Source organism: Pseudomonas sp. SCA2728.1_7 (assembly GCF_018138145.1).
Taxonomy (GTDB): domain Bacteria; phylum Pseudomonadota; class Gammaproteobacteria; order Pseudomonadales; family Pseudomonadaceae; genus Aquipseudomonas; species Aquipseudomonas koreensis_A.
On record NZ_CP073104.1, the window covers coordinates 5,627,113 to 5,643,160 of the forward strand.

Below are 16,048 nucleotides of genomic sequence, written 5' to 3' on the forward strand. Positions count from 1 at the left end.
CGCGGTTTTTTCATGCCTGGATCAGCGTCGCGGCAGAGCGGCGATCACGTCCTCGGCTTGCAGGCCCTTGTCCCGGTTCATCACCGAGAACTCCACGCGCTGGCCTTCGACCAGTACGCGGTGACCTTCGCCACGGATCGCGCGAAAGTGCACGAAAATATCATCGCCGGAATCCCGGGAGATAAAGCCGAAGCCTTTGGAAGTGTTGAACCACTTGACGGTGCCGGTATCGCGATTGGTCATGTCATAGCTGGTTGGAGCGGCAGCCGGTGAAGAACGATAGAAGCTCACAGCCAGGTGCAAGACCACGGCAACCAGTGCGATCACCAGGGTGAACAGCACGGCTGGCTGGCCGGCGATGACGGGCATCGGGGCGATCAGGGTCAAGGTTTGCAGGACGACGGTCAGTACCAGAAGAGCGCTGACCAGGTTTTGCAGATGCTGACGAGGGCCTTTGTTCCAGTAAGGAATCACTGGGGCGATCACCAGGTTAAGCAGGCCGAAAAAGGCCAGATAAAGTGCATCGGGTTGTTGCAGGTAGGGAACAGCTTCGGATTTCAAGCTGGGTATGAACGACAGCAGCAAGGCTGCTGCGCCCATTAGCAGGTGGACGATTTTCAACATTTTGATTGGCTCACGTTTATGACGGCTCACAAGGAAGAGCTGAAGGCGCACGGTTCGCTTCGGAACAAAATAAGAGGCGGTGGACACGTTCACGGCATCAGCCTATGCGCAACACCCCGAAAAATGGGGTATGGCGACACACTGCCTATTTAACAGCAAAGCCTGCGGCTACTCAAATCAGCCCGGCCAGCGGCAGGTGTCGGTCGATTTGTCGCAGCACCTGCACCCGATCCGGGCTGCGGGGAGTCGGCAGGCTTGCTAGAGTGGGTCTGCACCTGTTGGATGAATTCAATCGCCGTTAGGGGGTAAACATGGCAATCGATATCGGTATCAGTGAAGAAGACCGCAAGTCCATCGTCGAAGGCTTATCGCGTCTGCTGTCGGACACCTACGTGCTGTATCTGAAAACCCACAACTTCCACTGGAACGTCACCGGCCCGATGTTTCGCACGCTGCACTTGATGTTCGAAGAGCAATACAACGAACTGGCGCTGGCCGTTGATTTGATTGCCGAGCGTATTCGCGCCTTGGGCTTTCCGGCACCGGGCGCCTACGCCACGTACGCGCGCCTTTCTTCTATCAAGGAGGAAGTCGGCGTACCGAGTGCTGAAGACATGATCAAGCAACTGGTCGATGGCCAGGAAGCCGTGACCCGCACCGCGCGTGGCATCTTCCCGCTGCTCGACAAGGTCAGCGATGAGCCGACCGCCGACCTGCTGACCCAGCGCATGCAGGTTCACGAGAAAACTGCGTGGATGCTGCGCGCGTTGCTGGAAGCATAATCCTGCGGGCGCGCAGGCCAGCATTCGAAGGACTGCGCGCTGTCCGGAATCTTACCTGTATCGTTGGCTTATCCTACGGAGATGGTCAATAAGTCGTCTGGCTATAACTTTGTGTCTGCGCTTTTATGAAAGCCACAGGATGTGACTTTTCAAACAAGCAGAGATGGCAAAGGAGTGTCACCGATATGGTAGAGGGAGACAGGCGAGGCGACAGGATTGTCGGCTTGCCACATGAATTGAAAGTCGATCCGTTCGTCAACGAATTCGACATGGCACTGGTTCAGCCATCGTCACGATCCGTGCGTCTGAACGGTTATGCGACCTGCCTGCGGCTGGAGCGGGTCTACTGGAACATCCTCGGCAAAATGGCCGCAGACAACTGCTGTTCGATCAGCTCGCTGTTGTCCCACGTCGACCGTGAAGTGCATTTGCGTCACGGCGGGGTGAGAAATTTCAGCGCGCTGGTGCGGGTGGTGTGTGTCATGAACGGCGTCAAGCACGGTGCACCTGCCGAATCGCTCTGAAGCGGCGGTTGCAAACGAGGTCGCGGCCTGTGCAGTCTTACGGCTGCACAGGCCGCATTTAATCGATATAATCCCGCTCTTTCGCCGCAAAGCCCTGCGCGCGGTGGCAATCTGATCGCCGAGACACCCCCATGCCGATGTATGATTATCAATGTGCTTCCTGTGGTCATCAGTTGGAAGCCATTCAAAAGATCAGCGAGGCCCCGCTGGTCGACTGCCCTGCCTGTCAGGCGCCAGAGCTCAAGAAACAACTGTCGATGCCAGGCTTTCGCCTCAGTGGCGGCGGTTGGTACGAAACCGATTTCAAGACCGGCGCCAAGAAGAACCTGGCCGGTGGCGACAAATCTGACTAGGGTTCAACCTCAGGTTGAACGACACGCGTGAGTTCCGCATTGCTTGAAAAGCAACGGGAGCTCCACCGAATTTTTCGAATTACGAGAAGCGAACCACGACCATGATGCGCAGCCACTATTGCGGCCAACTGAACGAAAGCCTGGAAGGCCAGGAAATTACCCTTTGCGGATGGGTTCACCGTCGTCGCGACCACGGCGGGGTGATTTTCCTCGATATCCGTGATCGTGACGGTCTGGCCCAGGTGGTTTTCGATCCGGATCGCGCCGAGAGCTTCGCCGCTGCCGATCGCGTGCGCAGCGAATACGTCGTGAAGATCACCGGCAAGGTGCGTCTGCGTCCGGCCGGTGCCACCAACGCCAACATGGCGTCGGGCATGATCGAAGTGCTGGGATACGAACTGGAAGTGCTGAACGAGTCGGAAACCCCGCCGTTCCCGCTGAACGAGTTCTCCGACGTCGGCGAAGAAACCCGTCTGCGTTATCGCTTCCTCGACTTGCGTCGTCCGGAAATGGCCGAGAAGCTGCGTCTGCGTTCGCGCATGACCACCAGCATCCGTCGCTTCCTCGACGAGAACGGCTTCCTCGACGTCGAAACGCCGATCCTGACTCGTGCGACTCCTGAAGGCGCACGTGACTATCTGGTGCCAAGCCGTACCCACGCCGGTTCGTTCTTCGCCCTGCCGCAATCGCCGCAGCTGTTCAAGCAACTGCTGATGGTTGCCGGTTTCGACCGTTACTACCAGATCGCCAAGTGCTTCCGCGACGAAGACCTGCGCGCTGACCGTCAGCCAGAATTCACCCAGATCGACATCGAGACCAGCTTCCTCGATGAAAAAGAGATCATGGGCCTGACCGAAGAAATGATCCGCAACCTGTTCAAGGAAGTGCTGGGTCTGGAATTCGGCGACTTCCCGCACATGACTTTCGAAGAAGCCATGCGCCGTTACGGTTCCGACAAGCCAGACCTGCGTAACCCGCTGGAACTGGTCGACGTTGCCGATCAACTGAAAGAAGTCGATTTCAAAGTGTTCAGCGGCCCGGCCAACGATCCGAAATGCCGTATCGCCGCACTGCGCGTTCCAGGCGGGGCGAGCATGCCACGCAAGCAGATCGACGATTACACCAAGTTCGTCGGCATCTACGGTGCCAAGGGCCTGGCGTACATCAAGGTCAACGAGCGTGCTGCCGGCGTTGACGGTCTGCAATCGCCGATCGTGAAGAACATCCCGCTGGAAAACCTCAACGCCATCCTCGATCGCGTGGGTGCAGTTGACGGCGACATCGTGTTCTTCGGTGCCGACAAGGCCAAGATCGTCAGCGAAGCCTTGGGCGCACTGCGCATCAAGCTCGGTCACGACCTCAAGCTGCTGACCTGCGAGTGGGCGCCAATGTGGGTCGTCGACTTCCCGATGTTCGAAGAAAACGACGACGGCAGCTTCTCTGCGCTGCACCACCCGTTCACCGCGCCGAAGTGCTCTCCTGAAGAGCTGGAAGCCAACCCGGCTGGCGCTCTGTCCCGCGCATACGACATGGTGTTGAACGGCACTGAGCTGGGTGGCGGTTCGATCCGTATCCACCGCAAGGAAATGCAGCAAGCGGTATTCCGTCTGCTGGGTATCAATGAAGCGGAACAGGAAGAGAAGTTCGGCTTCCTGCTCGATGCGCTGAAGTACGGTGCACCGCCGCACGGTGGTCTGGCCTTCGGTCTGGATCGTCTGGTGATGCTGATGACCGGCGCCCAGTCGATCCGTGAAGTGATCGCCTTCCCGAAAACCCAGAGTGCTGCCGACGTGATGACGCAAGCGCCGGGTGTGGTGGATGCCAAGGCATTGCGCGAGCTGCACATTCGTTTGCGCGAAACGCCAAAGGCTGAGTAAGACGGGCCTGAAGGCGCATCTTCGGATGCGCCTTTTTTCTTTCTATAGAGAGCAGGTCGAGATTTTTGTTTGCTGGCCGCTGCATGAGCAGGGCGGGCAACGTTTCAAAGAGAATTCGGAGCGAGTTATGGCAGGTCATTCCAAGTGGGCGAACATCAAGCACCGCAAAGAACGTCAGGATGCCAAGAGAGGCAAGATCTTCACCAAGTGGATCCGCGAACTGACCGTTGCGGCCCGCCAGGGCGGCGGTGACCCGGGCTCCAACCCGCGTCTGCGTCTGGCGCTGGACAAGGCGCTGAGTGCGAACATGAGCCGCGACATCATCGATCGTGCCGTTGCGCGCGGCGCTGGCGCCACCGAAGCGGACAACGTTGAAGAGCTGACCTACGAAGGCTACGGCCCGGGCGGTGTGGCGGTGATGGTCGAGTGCATGACCGACAACCGCAACCGTACTGCGGCAGCCGTTCGTCATGCGTTCAGCAAATGTGGTGGCAACCTCGGCACCGACGGTTCGGTGGCTTACCTGTTCGAGCGCAAAGGCCAGATCAGCTTCGCGCCGGGCGTTGATGAGGACGCACTGACCGAAGCGGCGCTGGAAGCCGATGCCGACGACGTGGTCAGCCACGAAGACGGCTCGATCGATGTGTTCACCTCGTTCACCAGCTTCTATGCCGTGCGTAACGCGCTGGAAGCTGCTGGCTTCAAGGGCGATGACGCGGAAATCGTCATGCAGCCGACCACCAGCGCCGAACTGGATCTGGAAGGCGCGGAAAAGGTGCTCAAGCTGATCGACATGCTTGAGGATCTGGATGACGTGCAGAACGTCTATTCCAACGCGGATATTCCGGAAGACGTGGCCGCTCAGCTCGGTTAAGAGCGACTACGATTCAATGTGGGAGCGAGCCTGCTCGCGAAGGCGGATTTTCAGGCAACATCGTTGCTGATGATGAAACCGCTTTCGCGAGCAGGCTCGCTCCCACATTTGTTATGGGTTGATTTGAAAATCGTGCTTTTACCGAATCTGCAGGCGTTATGACTTTAATTCTTGGTATCGACCCCGGTTCGCGCATTACCGGTTACGGCATTGTTCGTGATACCGGGCGTGGTGGCTGCATCTATGTGGCTTCGGGCTGCATCCGTACCGGTGCGGGCGAGTTGCACGAACGTTTGCAAATCGTTTATCGCGGCGTACGCGAGATCATCCAGACTTACGGCCCGGTGACCATGGGCATCGAAAAAGTCTTCATGGCGAAAAACGCCGATTCGGCGCTGAAACTCGGTCAGGCTCGTGGCGCTGCAATCGTGGCTTGCGCTGAAGAGAGCCTGGAGATCGCCGAGTACACGGCCACTCAGGTCAAGCAGGCTGTAGTCGGCACTGGCGCCGCCAATAAAGAACAGGTGCAGATGATGGTCATGCACATGCTCAAGCTCACCAGCAAACCACAAATCGATGCTTCGGACGCCTTGGCCATTGCCATTTGCCATGCGCACACACGCTCCAGTCTGCTGCCGCACGGTTTGGGAACGGCACGCAGTCGTGGCGGGCGCCTGCGTCTCTGATAGCATCAGCATCAAATTTACGGAGTGTGGACTTTCGCGCCTGTGTTGCCGGCCCGAGTCTTTCGCTCTGATTGTCGCCAGCCCACGGCTGGCCAACGCTCAAGGATCTGAAACGTGATTGGACGCTTGCGCGGCACTCTGGCTGAGAAACAGCCGCCGCACCTGATTCTGGATGTAAACGGCCTCGGGTATGAGCTGGAAGTGCCCATGACCACCCTTTATCGTCTGCCGTCGGTCGGTGAGCCGCTGACCCTGCACACCCATTTGGTCGTACGTGAAGACGCGCAGTTACTCTATGGTTTTGCGGGCAAGCGTGAGCGAGACTTTTTTCGCGAGTTGATCCGTCTCAATGGTGTCGGGCCGAAATTGGCCCTGGCCCTGATGTCGAGTCTGGAAGTCGACGAACTGATCCGTTGCGTGCAGTCGCAGGACACCTCGGCGTTGACCAAGGTGCCAGGGGTCGGCAAGAAAACCGCCGAGCGTCTGCTGGTCGAGCTGAAAGACCGCTTCAAGGCCTGGGAAACTACGCCGGCCATGTTCGCGCTGGTACCGAATCAGCCGGACGGCCCAGCGCCGGTCAATACCGCCGAGAACGATGCGGTCAGCGCGCTGATTTCCCTGGGCTACAAGCCGCAGGAAGCAAGCAAGGCGATTACCGCCATCAAGGACAAGAATTTGAGCAGTGAAGACCTGATCCGCCGCGCCCTGAAGGGAATGATTTAAGTGATTGAAGCTGATCGTCTGATCACCGCCGCGCACAGCCCGCGCGAGCGCGAAGAAGTCCAGGACCGGGCCATTCGTCCGGTCAGTCTGGCCGACTATATTGGCCAGCCGACCGTGCGCGAGCAGATGGAACTGTTCATCCAGGCTGCTCGTGGTCGTAGCGAATCCCTCGACCACACGCTGATCTTCGGCCCGCCGGGTCTGGGCAAGACCACGCTGGCCAACATCATTGCCCAGGAAATGGGCGTGTCGATCAAGAGCACTTCCGGTCCGGTACTGGAGCGTCCGGGTGATCTGGCCGCATTGCTGACCAATCTTGAGCCGCACGACGTACTGTTTATCGACGAAATCCATCGTCTGTCGCCGATCGTTGAAGAAGTGCTGTACCCGGCGATGGAAGATTTCCAGCTCGACATCATGATTGGCGAAGGGCCGGCAGCGCGTTCGATCAAGCTCGATCTGCCGCCATTTACCCTGGTGGGCGCAACCACTCGCGCCGGTATGCTGACCAACCCGTTGCGTGACCGCTTCGGTATCGTCCAGCGTCTTGAGTTCTACAGCACGGCCGACCTGGCGACGATTGTCAGCCGTTCGGCAGCCATTCTCGGTCTGCCGCTGGATCCGGAAGGTTCTTTTGAGATCGCTCGTCGCGCCCGTGGCACGCCGCGAATCGCCAACCGTCTGTTGCGCCGGGTGCGTGACTTCGCCGAAGTCCGCGCCAAGGGGCATATCACCAAAGCGGTGGCGGACCTGGCGCTGAACCTGCTGGACGTCGACGAGCACGGTTTTGATCATCAGGATCGGCGTCTGCTGTTGACCATGATCGAGAAGTTCGATGGCGGCCCGGTCGGGATCGACAGCCTCGCCGCTGCGATCAGTGAAGAACGCCACACCATTGAAGATGTGCTGGAGCCGTATCTGATTCAGCAGGGCTACATCATGCGCACGCCGCGGGGCAGGGTGGTGACGCGTCATGCCTACCTGCACTTCGGTTTAAACATCCCGTCACGAATGGGTGAAATGCCCGTGGCAGACGAGTTTCTCGATGCCGTGGACGATTGATACACATTTTTTGTCGATTTATTCAGGGTTTGTACGGTCATAGGACGGTACTTTTGCGGTAAAGCTCTGAAACCATGAAAAACAGTTGCCTGGCCGGATTGGCAACCTGAGGAGTAAGCACTAGAGTATGCGCGCGCAAAACGGGCTTGAGCCGTTCGCACATCGTTGTCGCGTTTATTACGAGGACACCGATGCGGGCGGCATCGTGTATTACGTTAATTACCTCAAGTTTATGGAACGGGCTCGAACCGAGCGGCTTCGCGAGCTGGGCTTTGCTCAATCGCAGCTGGCAGGGGAGGACCTGTTGTTTGTCGTGCACTCCAGCGAAGCGCGCTATCACGCGCCGGCGCGACTGGACGACGAACTGCTGGTAAGCGCTGATGTAATCGAATTGAACCGTGCCAGCCTGCGCTTTAAACAGCAGGTCAGGCGGGCGACGGATAATGTGCTGCTCTGTGAAGGGCAGTTTTTGGTGGCCTGTGTGCGCACTAACAGTTTGAAACCCCGGGCCCTTCCCGAAGACTTGCGTGCGGCCTTCGCCGACGCGGTCGGCCCGGGTACACACTCAAAGCAGGAGATAAAGCGTGGAAGCTAACGTCGTCGACCATTCCTCCATGTGGAGCCTGGTCAGCAATGCCAGCATCGTGGTGCAGTTGGTAATGTTGACCCTGGTGGCCGCATCGGTGACCTCATGGATCATGATCTTTCAGCGCAGCAATCTGCTGCGTGCCGGTCGACGCGCCCTGGAGAGCTTCGAAGAGCGCTTCTGGTCGGGTATCGACCTGTCCAAACTGTACCGTCAGGCGGGCAGCAACCCTGATCCGGATTCGGGTGTGGAGCAGATCTTCCGTGCCGGTTTCAAGGAGTTCTCCCGTCTGCGTCAGCAGCCAGGCGTTGATCCTGAAGCAGTAATGGAAGGCGTGGCGCGTGCCATGCGCGTGGCCATCTCCCGCGAAGAAGAAAAGCTGGAGCAGAGCCTGCCATTCCTCGCCACCGTCGGTTCGGTCAGCCCGTATATCGGTCTGTTCGGTACCGTGTGGGGCATCATGAACTCCTTCCGCGGTCTGGCCAGCGCCCAGCAAGCGACCCTGGCCACTGTGGCCCCGGGTATCGCTGAAGCCCTGATCGCCACGGCGATTGGTCTGTTCGCCGCGATCCCTGCCGTAATCGCTTACAACCGTTTCGCTGCTCGCAGCGAAACCTTGCTGGGCCGCTACTACACCTTCGCCGATGAATTCCAGGCGATCCTGCACCGCAAAGTGCACACCAGCGAAGAATAAGCAGGTAATTTCCAATGGCTTTAATCGCTCGAGCTCGCAAAAAGCGCAAGCCGGTCGCCGAGATGAACGTGGTGCCTTACATCGACGTGATGTTGGTACTGCTGGTCATCTTCATGGTGACCGCGCCGATGCTCAATCAGGGCGTGAAAGTTGATCTGCCCAAGGTTTCCAGCGAAGCCTTGCCGCAGGACAACAACACGCAAGTCCTGACCATTTCGATCAAGGCTGACAAGACCTATTACTGGAACCTTGGCAGCGAAGTCGATACCGAGAAGCAACAGGACAGGGCCATGACCCTGCCGCAAATGACCGACGCGGTGACCAAGATCATTCGTGCCGGCACTGAAGGCGGCAAGCGTACCCAGGTCTTCATCCGCGGTGACAAGACCGTCGATTATGGTTCCGTCATGGGCGCCATGGGCGGGTTGCAGAAAGCCGGGGTCGGTAATGTTGGTTTGATTACCGAGGCCCCCTGATGCAGCAACAGCGAGAGCCGTCCGCCTCGGAAAGCTACTTCTGGCCTAGTGTTCTGGCGATTGTCCTGCACGTGCTGGTGTTCGGCATGCTGTTCGTCAGTTTTGCCTTTACACCAGAGCTGCCGCCGGCCAAACCGATCGTCCAGGCGACCCTCTACCAGCTGAAATCGAAAAGTCAGGCAACCACCCAGACCAATCAGAAGATTGCGGGTGAGGCGAAGAAATCCGCCGCGCGCCAGACCGAAGTCGAGCAGATGGAACAGAAGAAGGTCGAGCAGGAAGAGATCAAGGCCGCTGCGGAACAAAAGAAAGAAGAAGCGGCTCAAAAAGCCGAGGAAGCCAAGAAGGCCGACGAGTCGAAGAAAGCAGACGAGGCGAAAAAGGCTGACGAAGCCAAGAAGACCGCCGAAGCCAAGAAGGCTGAAGAGAAACAATTGGCTGATATAGCCAAGAAGAAATCTGAAGAAGAAGCGAAAAAGGCTGCTGAAGAAGAGGCCAAGAAAGCCGCTGCTGAAGAAGCCAAGAAGAAGATCGTCGAAGACGCGAAGAAGAAAGCCGCCGAAGACGCCAAGAAGAAAGCTGAAGCTGAAGAGGCGAAGAAGAAAATCGCCGACGAAGCGAAGAAGAAAGCTGCTGCCGATGCTGCGAAGAAGAAAGCGCAGGATGCGGCACGCAAATCGACCGAAGATAAAAAGGCTCAGGCCTTGGCCGATCTGCTTTCCGACACGCCGCAGCGCCAGCAGGCCTTGGCTGATGAGCAGGGTGACGAAGTCGCGGGCAGTTTCGATGACCTGATTCGTGCGCGAGCGGCAGAAGGTTGGGCTCGTCCTCCTTCGGCACGCAAAGGCATGACGGTTGTATTGCAGATCGGCATGTTGCCGGACGGTACGGTGACCTCGGTCAGCGTGGCCAAGTCCAGTGGTGATGGTCCGTTCGATGCGTCGGCAGTCGCGGCAGTGAAGAATATTGGACGTTTGACAGAAATGCAGGGAATGAAGCCGAGCGATTTCGCTCCGTATCGTTCATTCAAGATGACATTCACACCTGAGGATCTAGCCTTGTGAGAAACCTTCTTCGAGGAATGCTGGTCGTGATCTGCTGCATGGCAGGGATCGCGATGGCGGATGAGAAAAACATTCTGGTTACCAGCGGCAGCGATCGGGCTACCCCGATCGCCGTTGTACCGTTCGGCATGCAGGGCGGTGCCGTGCTGCCGGATGACATGGCTGAAATCATTGGTAACGATTTGCGCAACTCGGGCTACTACTCGCCGATTCCAAAGCAAAACATGATCAGCCAGCCAAGCCAGCCGAGCGAAATCATCTTCCGTGACTGGAAGGCGGTGGGTGCTCAATACATGATGGTCGGCAGCATTGCGCCAGCCGGCGGTCGTCTGCAGGTGCAGTGGGCATTGTTCAACGTGGCCACCGAGCAGAAAGTGGCTGACGGCAGTGTTTCCGGTACTACCGAGCAACTGCGCGACATGGCGCACTTCATCTCCGATCAGTCGTTCCAGAAGCTGACCGGTATTGAAGGTGCGTTCTCGACGCGTCTGCTGTACGTGACGGCTGAGCGCTTCTCCGAGAAGAACACCCGTTACACCCTGCAACGTTCTGACTATGACGGTGCCCGCGCCGTGACTCTGCTGCAATCGCGCGAGCCGATCCTGTCGCCGCGTTTCGCACCGGATGGCAAACGCATCGCTTACGTATCGTTCGAGCAGAAGCGTCCGCGCATCTTCATGCAGAACATCGACACCGGTCGCCGCGAGCAGATCACCAACTTCGAAGGCCTGAACGGTGCACCAGCCTGGTCGCCGAACGGTGATCGCCTGGCGTTCGTACTGTCGAAGGACGGTAACCCTGACATTTACGTGATGAATCTGGCTTCGCGTCAGATCAGCCGCGTAACCAATGGCCAAGGCATCAATACCGAACCGTTCTGGGGCAAGGATGGCTCGACCATCTACTTCACCTCCGACCGTGGCGGCAAGCCGCAGATCTATAAAACCAGCGTCGGTGGCGGTGGTGCCGAGCGTGTTACGTTCATTGGCAACTACAACGCCAACCCGAAACTGTCGGCAGATGAAAAGACTTTGGTGATGATTCATCGTCAGGATGGCTTCACCAATTTCAAGGTGGCAGCTCAGGATCTGCAGCGAGGTAGTGTAAAGATCCTCACTGATAGCACTCTGGACGAGTCACCTACTGTTGCGCCCAACGGCACCATGGTAATCTACGCCACCCGCCAACAGGGCCGGGGAGTCTTGATGCTCGTGTCCATTAATGGACGCGTTAGGCTCCCGCTTCCTACCGCTCAAGGCGAAGTCAGAGAACCGTCCTGGTCCCCTTACCTGAAGTGAGCGGGCGCTACACGTTTTACTTAACACACTGGGGTTCATTAGGAGTTTCACGATGGAAATGCTGAAGTTTGGTAAATTTGCTGCGCTGGCTCTGGCCATGGCTGTAGCTGTAGGTTGCTCGTCCAAAGGCGGCGACAACGCCGGTGAAGGCGCTGTTGATCCAAACGCTGGTTACGGCGCAAACACTGGTGCCGTTGACGGTTCCCTGAGCGAAGAAGCTGCTCTGCGCGCAATCACCACCTTCTACTTCGAATACGACAGCTCGGACCTGAAGCCAGAAGCCATGCGCGCTCTGGACGTTCACGCCAAAGACCTGAAAGCAAACGGCGCTCGCGTTGTTCTGGAAGGCAACACCGACGAACGTGGTACTCGTGAGTACAACATGGCACTGGGCGAGCGTCGTGCGAAAGCCGTTCAGCGCTACCTGGTACTGCAAGGTGTTTCCCCAGCTCAGCTGGAACTGGTTTCCTACGGCGAAGAGCGTCCAGTTGCTACCGGCAACGACGAGCAGTCCTGGGCTCAAAACCGTCGCGTCGAACTGCGTAAGTAATTCGATATGCGAACGTGCCGTCGTGCTGTAACTGTTCTGGCTCTCAGCCTCGCGCCGCTTGCGGCGTGGGCTGCGGTTCCTGTGGTCGATGACAACTCCGGTTATAACAATAGCGGGAGCAGTTATCCGCCTGCGGGTTACGGTACGAACGGCGCCTATGCCGGGGGAGCGGCTTCGGCCCCTACCTCGGCACAAGGCATGCTGTTCAACCAATTGCAACAGATGCAGGATCAGATATCGCGCCAGCAAGGTGTGATTGAAGAACTGCAGAATCAGGTTGCGCGCATGAAGCAGGAATCCCTGGAGCGATACCAGGATCTTGATCGGCGCATAGGATCCGGTGCTGCACCTGCCGCGACTCCTGAGAATTCTTCTGCCGGTGGCGATGCAAGTGCTGCTGCCGGTGCTGCCGCTGGCGCCGGGGCTGCTGCCCAGGCACCTGCTGCAAGCAGCGAACCGGGTGATCCGGCCAAGGAAAAGCTGTATTACGATGCCGCTTTCGACCTGATCAAAGCCAAGGATTTCGACAAGGCCAGCCAGGCTTTTGCCGCTTTCCTGCGCAAATACCCGAACAGCCAATACGCGGGCAACGCCCAGTACTGGTTGGGTGAAGTGAATCTGGCCAAAGGCGATCTGCAAGGTGCAGGTCAGGCTTTCGCCAAGGTTTCGCAGCTGTATCCCAAGCACGCCAAAGTGCCGGACTCGCTGTACAAGCTGGCTGATGTAGAACGCCGCCTTGGTCATACCGACAAGGTCAAAGGCATTCTGCAGCAGGTGGTGGCCCAATATCCGGGTACCTCTGCCGCTCAGTTGGCTCAACGCGATCTGCAGCGCATGTAAGCAAGCTTGACCCGTTTGGAAGAAACCCGCGCTTGTCGCGGGTTTTTTCGTTAGAATTCACGCCCTTTTTCTGAAACACGCTTCTTGCGGTCTACGCGTTGGCGGGATTGCCTGAAGTGCCTGACGGAGGCGGACAGCCTGTTTAGCTGTTACGCCCGTGGCGACTATGCAAGACACATTGAGAATCACCGAAGTTTTCTACTCGTTGCAGGGGGAAACGCGGACTGCCGGGCTGCCCACGGTTTTTGTGCGCCTGACCGGTTGCCCTTTGCGTTGCCAATACTGCGACAGCGCCTATGCCTTCAGCGGCGGCACCATCCGCACCCTCGACGACATCCTCGAGCAAGTGGCCGGATTTCGTCCGCGCTACGTCTGTGTCACCGGCGGTGAGCCGCTGGCACAGCCGAATGCCATTCCTTTGCTCAAGCAGTTGTGTGATGCCGGTTACGAGGTTTCGCTGGAAACCAGCGGCGCACTCGACGTCTCGGCGGTCGATCCGCGCGTCAGTCGCGTTGTCGACCTGAAGACGCCGGATTCGAAAGAAGCCCATCGCAACCGTTACGAGAACATCGAACTGCTGACGCCCAACGATCAGGTGAAGTTTGTCATCTGCTCGCGGGACGACTATGACTGGGCCGTCTCCAAACTGATTCAGTACGGTCTCGATCGGCGTGCCGGTGAAGTGCTGTTTTCCCCAAGCCACCATGACCTCAATGCCCGCGATCTGGCGGACTGGGTGGTGGCGGACAACCTGCCGGTGCGGTTGCAGTTGCAGTTGCATAAATATCTGTGGAATGACGAGCCGGGGCGCTGATATGTCAGAACAACTGAACACCACTGAAAAACGCGCCGTCATCCTGCTGTCTGGCGGCCTTGATTCGGCGACCGTCGTGGCCATGGCACGCGCCGAAGGCTACCGCTGCTACACCATGAGCTTCGACTACGGCCAGCGTTCGCACGCCGAACTGCACGCCGCTGCCCGTGTCGCCCGCGACTTGGGCGTGGTCGAGCACAAGGTGATTGGCCTCAACCTGAATGGTATGGGCGGCTCGGCACTGACCGACACCAGCATCGACATCCCCGAAGCGCTGGGCGAAGGCATTCCGGTGACGTACGTGCCGGCGCGCAACACGGTGTTCTTGTCGCTGGCATTGGGGTGGGCGGAAGTGCTCGGCGCCCGCGATATCTTCATTGGTGTTAATGCAGTGGATTACTCGGGCTATCCGGATTGCCGCCCGGAGTTCATCGAGTCGTTCGAGCGCATGGCCAATCTGGCGACCAAGGCCGGCGTTGAAGGCAACGGCTTCCGCATTCAGGCGCCACTACAGAACCTGAGCAAGGCGCAGATCGTCGAGGCGGGCGTGAAGCTCGGCGTTGATTATGGCCTCACCGTGTCCTGCTATCAGGCCGACGATGACGGCCGCGCGTGCGGTAAATGCGACAGCTGCCGCCTGCGTGCAGAAGGCTTCGCGGCAGCTGGTGTGGACGACCCAACACCTTATTTTTGATTATTTTCAAAAAGGTGTTGAATAGTCCTTAAAAATCAGTATTATACGCGCCACCACACAGCGGGTCGTTAGCTCAGTTGGTAGAGCAGTTGGCTTTTAACCAATTGGTCGTAGGTTCGAATCCCACACGACCCACCATATTTGGCGGTTTAGAAAATCCGGAAGGCCCACGAAAGTGAGGATTTCCGGGTTTTTTTTTGCCTGTAATTTCGCTCCGCGTTATTTCAATACCCGCAGCGCTGACGCAGGTCAGAATCATCTTTTGTATCAACGGGATATTCTGTAGCCTTGCGCAGCTTCAACGTTGTCCGTGCCTGATAATACTCACTCTCCCGGCGGTACCCTCAAGCGGTCCGGAGCCGGGTGTATACTCGACTTTCGCGCGAAAGCGCCTGCAGGTCTTGCGAACATGACGCAGATTTCCGAACGCCTTCTGGTTCAAGCCCACCTCGATGCCAAACAGCCAAAACCGCTGACGGCTGAGGAAGAGGCTTATTACCGTTCTGCCATCGCCGCCGAGCTCAAGGCTCAGGACGCGGTGCTGGTGGCCCACTTTTATTGCGATCCGGTGATTCAGGCTCTGGCCGAAGAAACCGGTGGCTGTGTCTCTGACTCCCTGGAAATGGCCCGCTTCGGCAACGCTCACCCGGCGAAGACCGTGGTGGTCGCCGGCGTGAAGTTCATGGGCGAGACCGCGAAGATCCTCAACCCGGAAAAACGCGTGCTGATGCCGACGCTTGAGGCAACTTGCTCGCTGGATCTGGGTTGCCCGGTCGACGAGTTCTCGGCGTTCTGTGATCAGCACCCGGAGCGCACGGTGGTGGTCTATGCCAACACCTCTGCGGCGGTCAAAGCCCGGGCTGACTGGGTAGTGACGTCGAGTTGCGCGCTGGAAATCGTCGAAAGCCTGATGGACAACGGCGAGACCATCATCTGGGGCCCTGACAAGCACCTCGGCACCTACATTCAGCGCAAGACTGGCGCCGACATGCTGCTCTGGGACGGTGCCTGCATCGTTCACGAAGAGTTCAAGTCCAAGCAGCTCGAAGACATGAAGGCGCTGTACCCGGATGCTGCGATCCTCGTGCACCCGGAATCGCCAACGTCGGTGATCGAGTTGGCGGACGCTGTCGGTTCTACCAGTCAGCTGATTGCCGCTGCACAGTCATTGCCGAACAAGACGCTGATCGTTGCGACAGACCGTGGCATCTTCTACAAGATGCAGCAGTTGTGCCCGGACAAGGTCTTCATCGAGGCGCCAACCGCCGGTAACGGCGCCGCGTGCCGCAGTTGCGCACATTGCCCGTGGATGGCCATGAACACCCTTGAGCGCACGCTCAAGAGCTTGAAGGAAGGGAGCAACGAGATCTTTGTCGATCCGGCGTTGATTCCGCAGGCGATTCGGCCGTTGAAGCGGATGCTCGACTTTACTCAAGCTGCACGGATGAAGCTGGCCGGTAACGCCTAAGGTCTTTCAGGCAACAAATAAACCTGTAGGAGTGAGCCTGCTCGCGATAGCGGTGTGTC

At 58.1% G+C, this 16,048-nt stretch carries 19 protein-coding genes and 1 tRNA gene; 19 read left to right on the forward strand and 1 reads right to left on the reverse strand.

Annotated features, from left to right (window positions below):
* Window positions 1-21: 21 nt before the first annotated feature.
* A complete protein-coding gene (locus tag KBP52_RS30705; protein WP_008080216.1) occupies window positions 22-624 on the reverse strand; it encodes a cold-shock protein in 603 nt (200 codons plus the stop codon).
* Between the two features lie 311 nt (window positions 625-935).
* Between KBP52_RS30705 and KBP52_RS25145 the strand changes: the two genes are divergently transcribed.
* The 19 genes from KBP52_RS25145 to nadA all read left to right on the forward strand — a co-directional run bounded on the left by KBP52_RS25145 (window position 936) and on the right by nadA (window position 15,989).
* Window positions 936-1,406, forward strand: a complete 471-nt coding sequence (locus tag KBP52_RS25145; protein ID WP_007912745.1) for a Dps family protein — start codon at window positions 936-938, stop codon at window positions 1,404-1,406.
* Between the two features lie 185 nt (window positions 1,407-1,591).
* Window positions 1,592-1,930, forward strand: a complete 339-nt coding sequence (locus tag KBP52_RS25150) for a ribbon-helix-helix domain-containing protein (RefSeq protein ID WP_212621206.1) — start codon at window positions 1,592-1,594, stop codon at window positions 1,928-1,930.
* 131 nt (window positions 1,931-2,061) lie between these two features.
* Window positions 2,062-2,283 carry a zinc ribbon domain-containing protein gene (locus KBP52_RS25155; protein WP_007912741.1) on the forward strand — a complete coding sequence of 74 codons (222 nt, stop codon included), beginning with the start codon at window positions 2,062-2,064 and terminating at the stop codon, window positions 2,281-2,283.
* A gap of 101 nt (window positions 2,284-2,384) precedes the next feature.
* Complete coding sequence (gene aspS, locus KBP52_RS25160; protein WP_095121315.1) at window positions 2,385-4,160, forward strand: aspartate--tRNA ligase; 1,776 nt, start codon at window positions 2,385-2,387, stop codon at window positions 4,158-4,160.
* A 127-nt stretch (window positions 4,161-4,287) separates the two neighbouring features.
* Window positions 4,288-5,034, forward strand: coding sequence for a YebC/PmpR family DNA-binding transcriptional regulator (locus tag KBP52_RS25165; protein ID WP_007912738.1), 747 nt, complete (start codon window positions 4,288-4,290; stop codon window positions 5,032-5,034).
* A gap of 158 nt (window positions 5,035-5,192) precedes the next feature.
* Window positions 5,193-5,720 carry a crossover junction endodeoxyribonuclease RuvC gene (ruvC, locus tag KBP52_RS25170; RefSeq protein ID WP_212621207.1) on the forward strand — a complete coding sequence of 176 codons (528 nt, stop codon included), beginning with the start codon at window positions 5,193-5,195 and terminating at the stop codon, window positions 5,718-5,720.
* A gap of 114 nt (window positions 5,721-5,834) precedes the next feature.
* Complete coding sequence (gene ruvA, locus KBP52_RS25175; RefSeq protein WP_034153418.1) at window positions 5,835-6,443, forward strand: Holliday junction branch migration protein RuvA; 609 nt, start codon at window positions 5,835-5,837, stop codon at window positions 6,441-6,443.
* The gene (gene ruvB / locus KBP52_RS25180; RefSeq protein WP_007912736.1) at window positions 6,444-7,505 is read left to right on the forward strand and encodes a Holliday junction branch migration DNA helicase RuvB; all 1,062 of its coding nucleotides are present in this window, start codon (window positions 6,444-6,446) and stop codon (window positions 7,503-7,505) included.
* 127 nt (window positions 7,506-7,632) lie between these two features.
* The gene (ybgC, locus tag KBP52_RS25185) at window positions 7,633-8,100 is read left to right on the forward strand and encodes a tol-pal system-associated acyl-CoA thioesterase (RefSeq protein WP_077574280.1); all 468 of its coding nucleotides are present in this window, start codon (window positions 7,633-7,635) and stop codon (window positions 8,098-8,100) included.
* Window positions 8,090-8,785 (forward strand): protein TolQ, encoded by a 696-nt coding sequence (gene tolQ, locus KBP52_RS25190; RefSeq protein WP_008080223.1) that lies wholly within the window; start codon window positions 8,090-8,092, stop codon window positions 8,783-8,785. Before ybgC ends, tolQ begins: the two co-directional genes overlap by 11 nt.
* Before the next feature lie 23 nt (window positions 8,786-8,808).
* The gene (gene tolR, locus KBP52_RS25195; RefSeq protein ID WP_161806672.1) at window positions 8,809-9,261 is read left to right on the forward strand and encodes a protein TolR; all 453 of its coding nucleotides are present in this window, start codon (window positions 8,809-8,811) and stop codon (window positions 9,259-9,261) included.
* Entirely contained in the window at window positions 9,261-10,325 is a 1,065-nt protein-coding gene (tolA, locus tag KBP52_RS25200) for a cell envelope integrity protein TolA (protein WP_212621208.1), read from the forward strand. Before tolR ends, tolA begins: the two co-directional genes overlap by 1 nt.
* 17 nt (window positions 10,326-10,342) lie before the next feature.
* On the forward strand, window positions 10,343-11,623 hold the full coding sequence (gene tolB / locus KBP52_RS25205) for a Tol-Pal system beta propeller repeat protein TolB (protein ID WP_174244523.1): 1,281 nt from the start codon (window positions 10,343-10,345) through the stop codon (window positions 11,621-11,623).
* Window positions 11,624-11,675: 52 nt separating this feature from the next.
* A complete protein-coding gene (pal, locus tag KBP52_RS25210; RefSeq protein ID WP_003178634.1) occupies window positions 11,676-12,173 on the forward strand; it encodes a peptidoglycan-associated lipoprotein Pal in 498 nt (165 codons plus the stop codon).
* Between the two features lie 6 nt (window positions 12,174-12,179).
* Window positions 12,180-13,013, forward strand: a complete 834-nt coding sequence (ybgF, locus tag KBP52_RS25215) for a tol-pal system protein YbgF (RefSeq protein ID WP_077574278.1) — start codon at window positions 12,180-12,182, stop codon at window positions 13,011-13,013.
* A gap of 166 nt (window positions 13,014-13,179) precedes the next feature.
* A complete protein-coding gene (queE, locus tag KBP52_RS25220; protein WP_077574277.1) occupies window positions 13,180-13,827 on the forward strand; it encodes a 7-carboxy-7-deazaguanine synthase QueE in 648 nt (215 codons plus the stop codon).
* A gap of 1 nt (window position 13,828) precedes the next feature.
* Window positions 13,829-14,521 carry a 7-cyano-7-deazaguanine synthase QueC gene (queC, locus tag KBP52_RS25225; protein ID WP_212621209.1) on the forward strand — a complete coding sequence of 231 codons (693 nt, stop codon included), beginning with the start codon at window positions 13,829-13,831 and terminating at the stop codon, window positions 14,519-14,521.
* 62 nt (window positions 14,522-14,583) lie between these two features.
* Window positions 14,584-14,659, forward strand: a tRNA-Lys gene (locus KBP52_RS25230).
* 271 nt (window positions 14,660-14,930) lie between these two features.
* Window positions 14,931-15,989, forward strand: coding sequence for a quinolinate synthase NadA (gene nadA / locus KBP52_RS25235; protein WP_212621210.1), 1,059 nt, complete (start codon window positions 14,931-14,933; stop codon window positions 15,987-15,989).
* Window positions 15,990-16,048: the final 59 nt, after the last annotated feature.

Excerpts from the sequence above, each read along its gene's own strand:
- KBP52_RS30705 (WP_008080216.1), bottom strand. The coding sequence starts at position 624 with ATGTTGAAAATCGTCCACCTGCTAATGGGCGCAGCAGCCTTGCTGCTG.
- KBP52_RS25145 (WP_007912745.1), top strand. The coding sequence starts at position 936 with ATGGCAATCGATATCGGTATCAGTGAAGAAGACCGCAAGTCCATCGTC.
- KBP52_RS25150 (WP_212621206.1), top strand. The coding sequence starts at position 1,592 with ATGGTAGAGGGAGACAGGCGAGGCGACAGGATTGTCGGCTTGCCACAT.
- KBP52_RS25155 (WP_007912741.1), top strand. The coding sequence starts at position 2,062 with ATGCCGATGTATGATTATCAATGTGCTTCCTGTGGTCATCAGTTGGAA.
- aspS (WP_095121315.1), top strand. The coding sequence starts at position 2,385 with ATGATGCGCAGCCACTATTGCGGCCAACTGAACGAAAGCCTGGAAGGC.
- KBP52_RS25165 (WP_007912738.1), top strand. The coding sequence starts at position 4,288 with ATGGCAGGTCATTCCAAGTGGGCGAACATCAAGCACCGCAAAGAACGT.
- ruvC (WP_212621207.1), top strand. The coding sequence starts at position 5,193 with ATGACTTTAATTCTTGGTATCGACCCCGGTTCGCGCATTACCGGTTAC.
- ybgC (WP_077574280.1), top strand. The coding sequence starts at position 7,633 with ATGCGCGCGCAAAACGGGCTTGAGCCGTTCGCACATCGTTGTCGCGTT.
- tolA (WP_212621208.1), top strand. The coding sequence starts at position 9,261 with ATGCAGCAACAGCGAGAGCCGTCCGCCTCGGAAAGCTACTTCTGGCCT.
- tolB (WP_174244523.1), top strand. The coding sequence starts at position 10,343 with ATGCTGGTCGTGATCTGCTGCATGGCAGGGATCGCGATGGCGGATGAG.
- pal (WP_003178634.1), top strand. The coding sequence starts at position 11,676 with ATGGAAATGCTGAAGTTTGGTAAATTTGCTGCGCTGGCTCTGGCCATG.
- ybgF (WP_077574278.1), top strand. The coding sequence starts at position 12,180 with ATGCGAACGTGCCGTCGTGCTGTAACTGTTCTGGCTCTCAGCCTCGCG.
- queE (WP_077574277.1), top strand. The coding sequence starts at position 13,180 with ATGCAAGACACATTGAGAATCACCGAAGTTTTCTACTCGTTGCAGGGG.
- queC (WP_212621209.1), top strand. The coding sequence starts at position 13,829 with ATGTCAGAACAACTGAACACCACTGAAAAACGCGCCGTCATCCTGCTG.
- nadA (WP_212621210.1), top strand. The coding sequence starts at position 14,931 with ATGACGCAGATTTCCGAACGCCTTCTGGTTCAAGCCCACCTCGATGCC.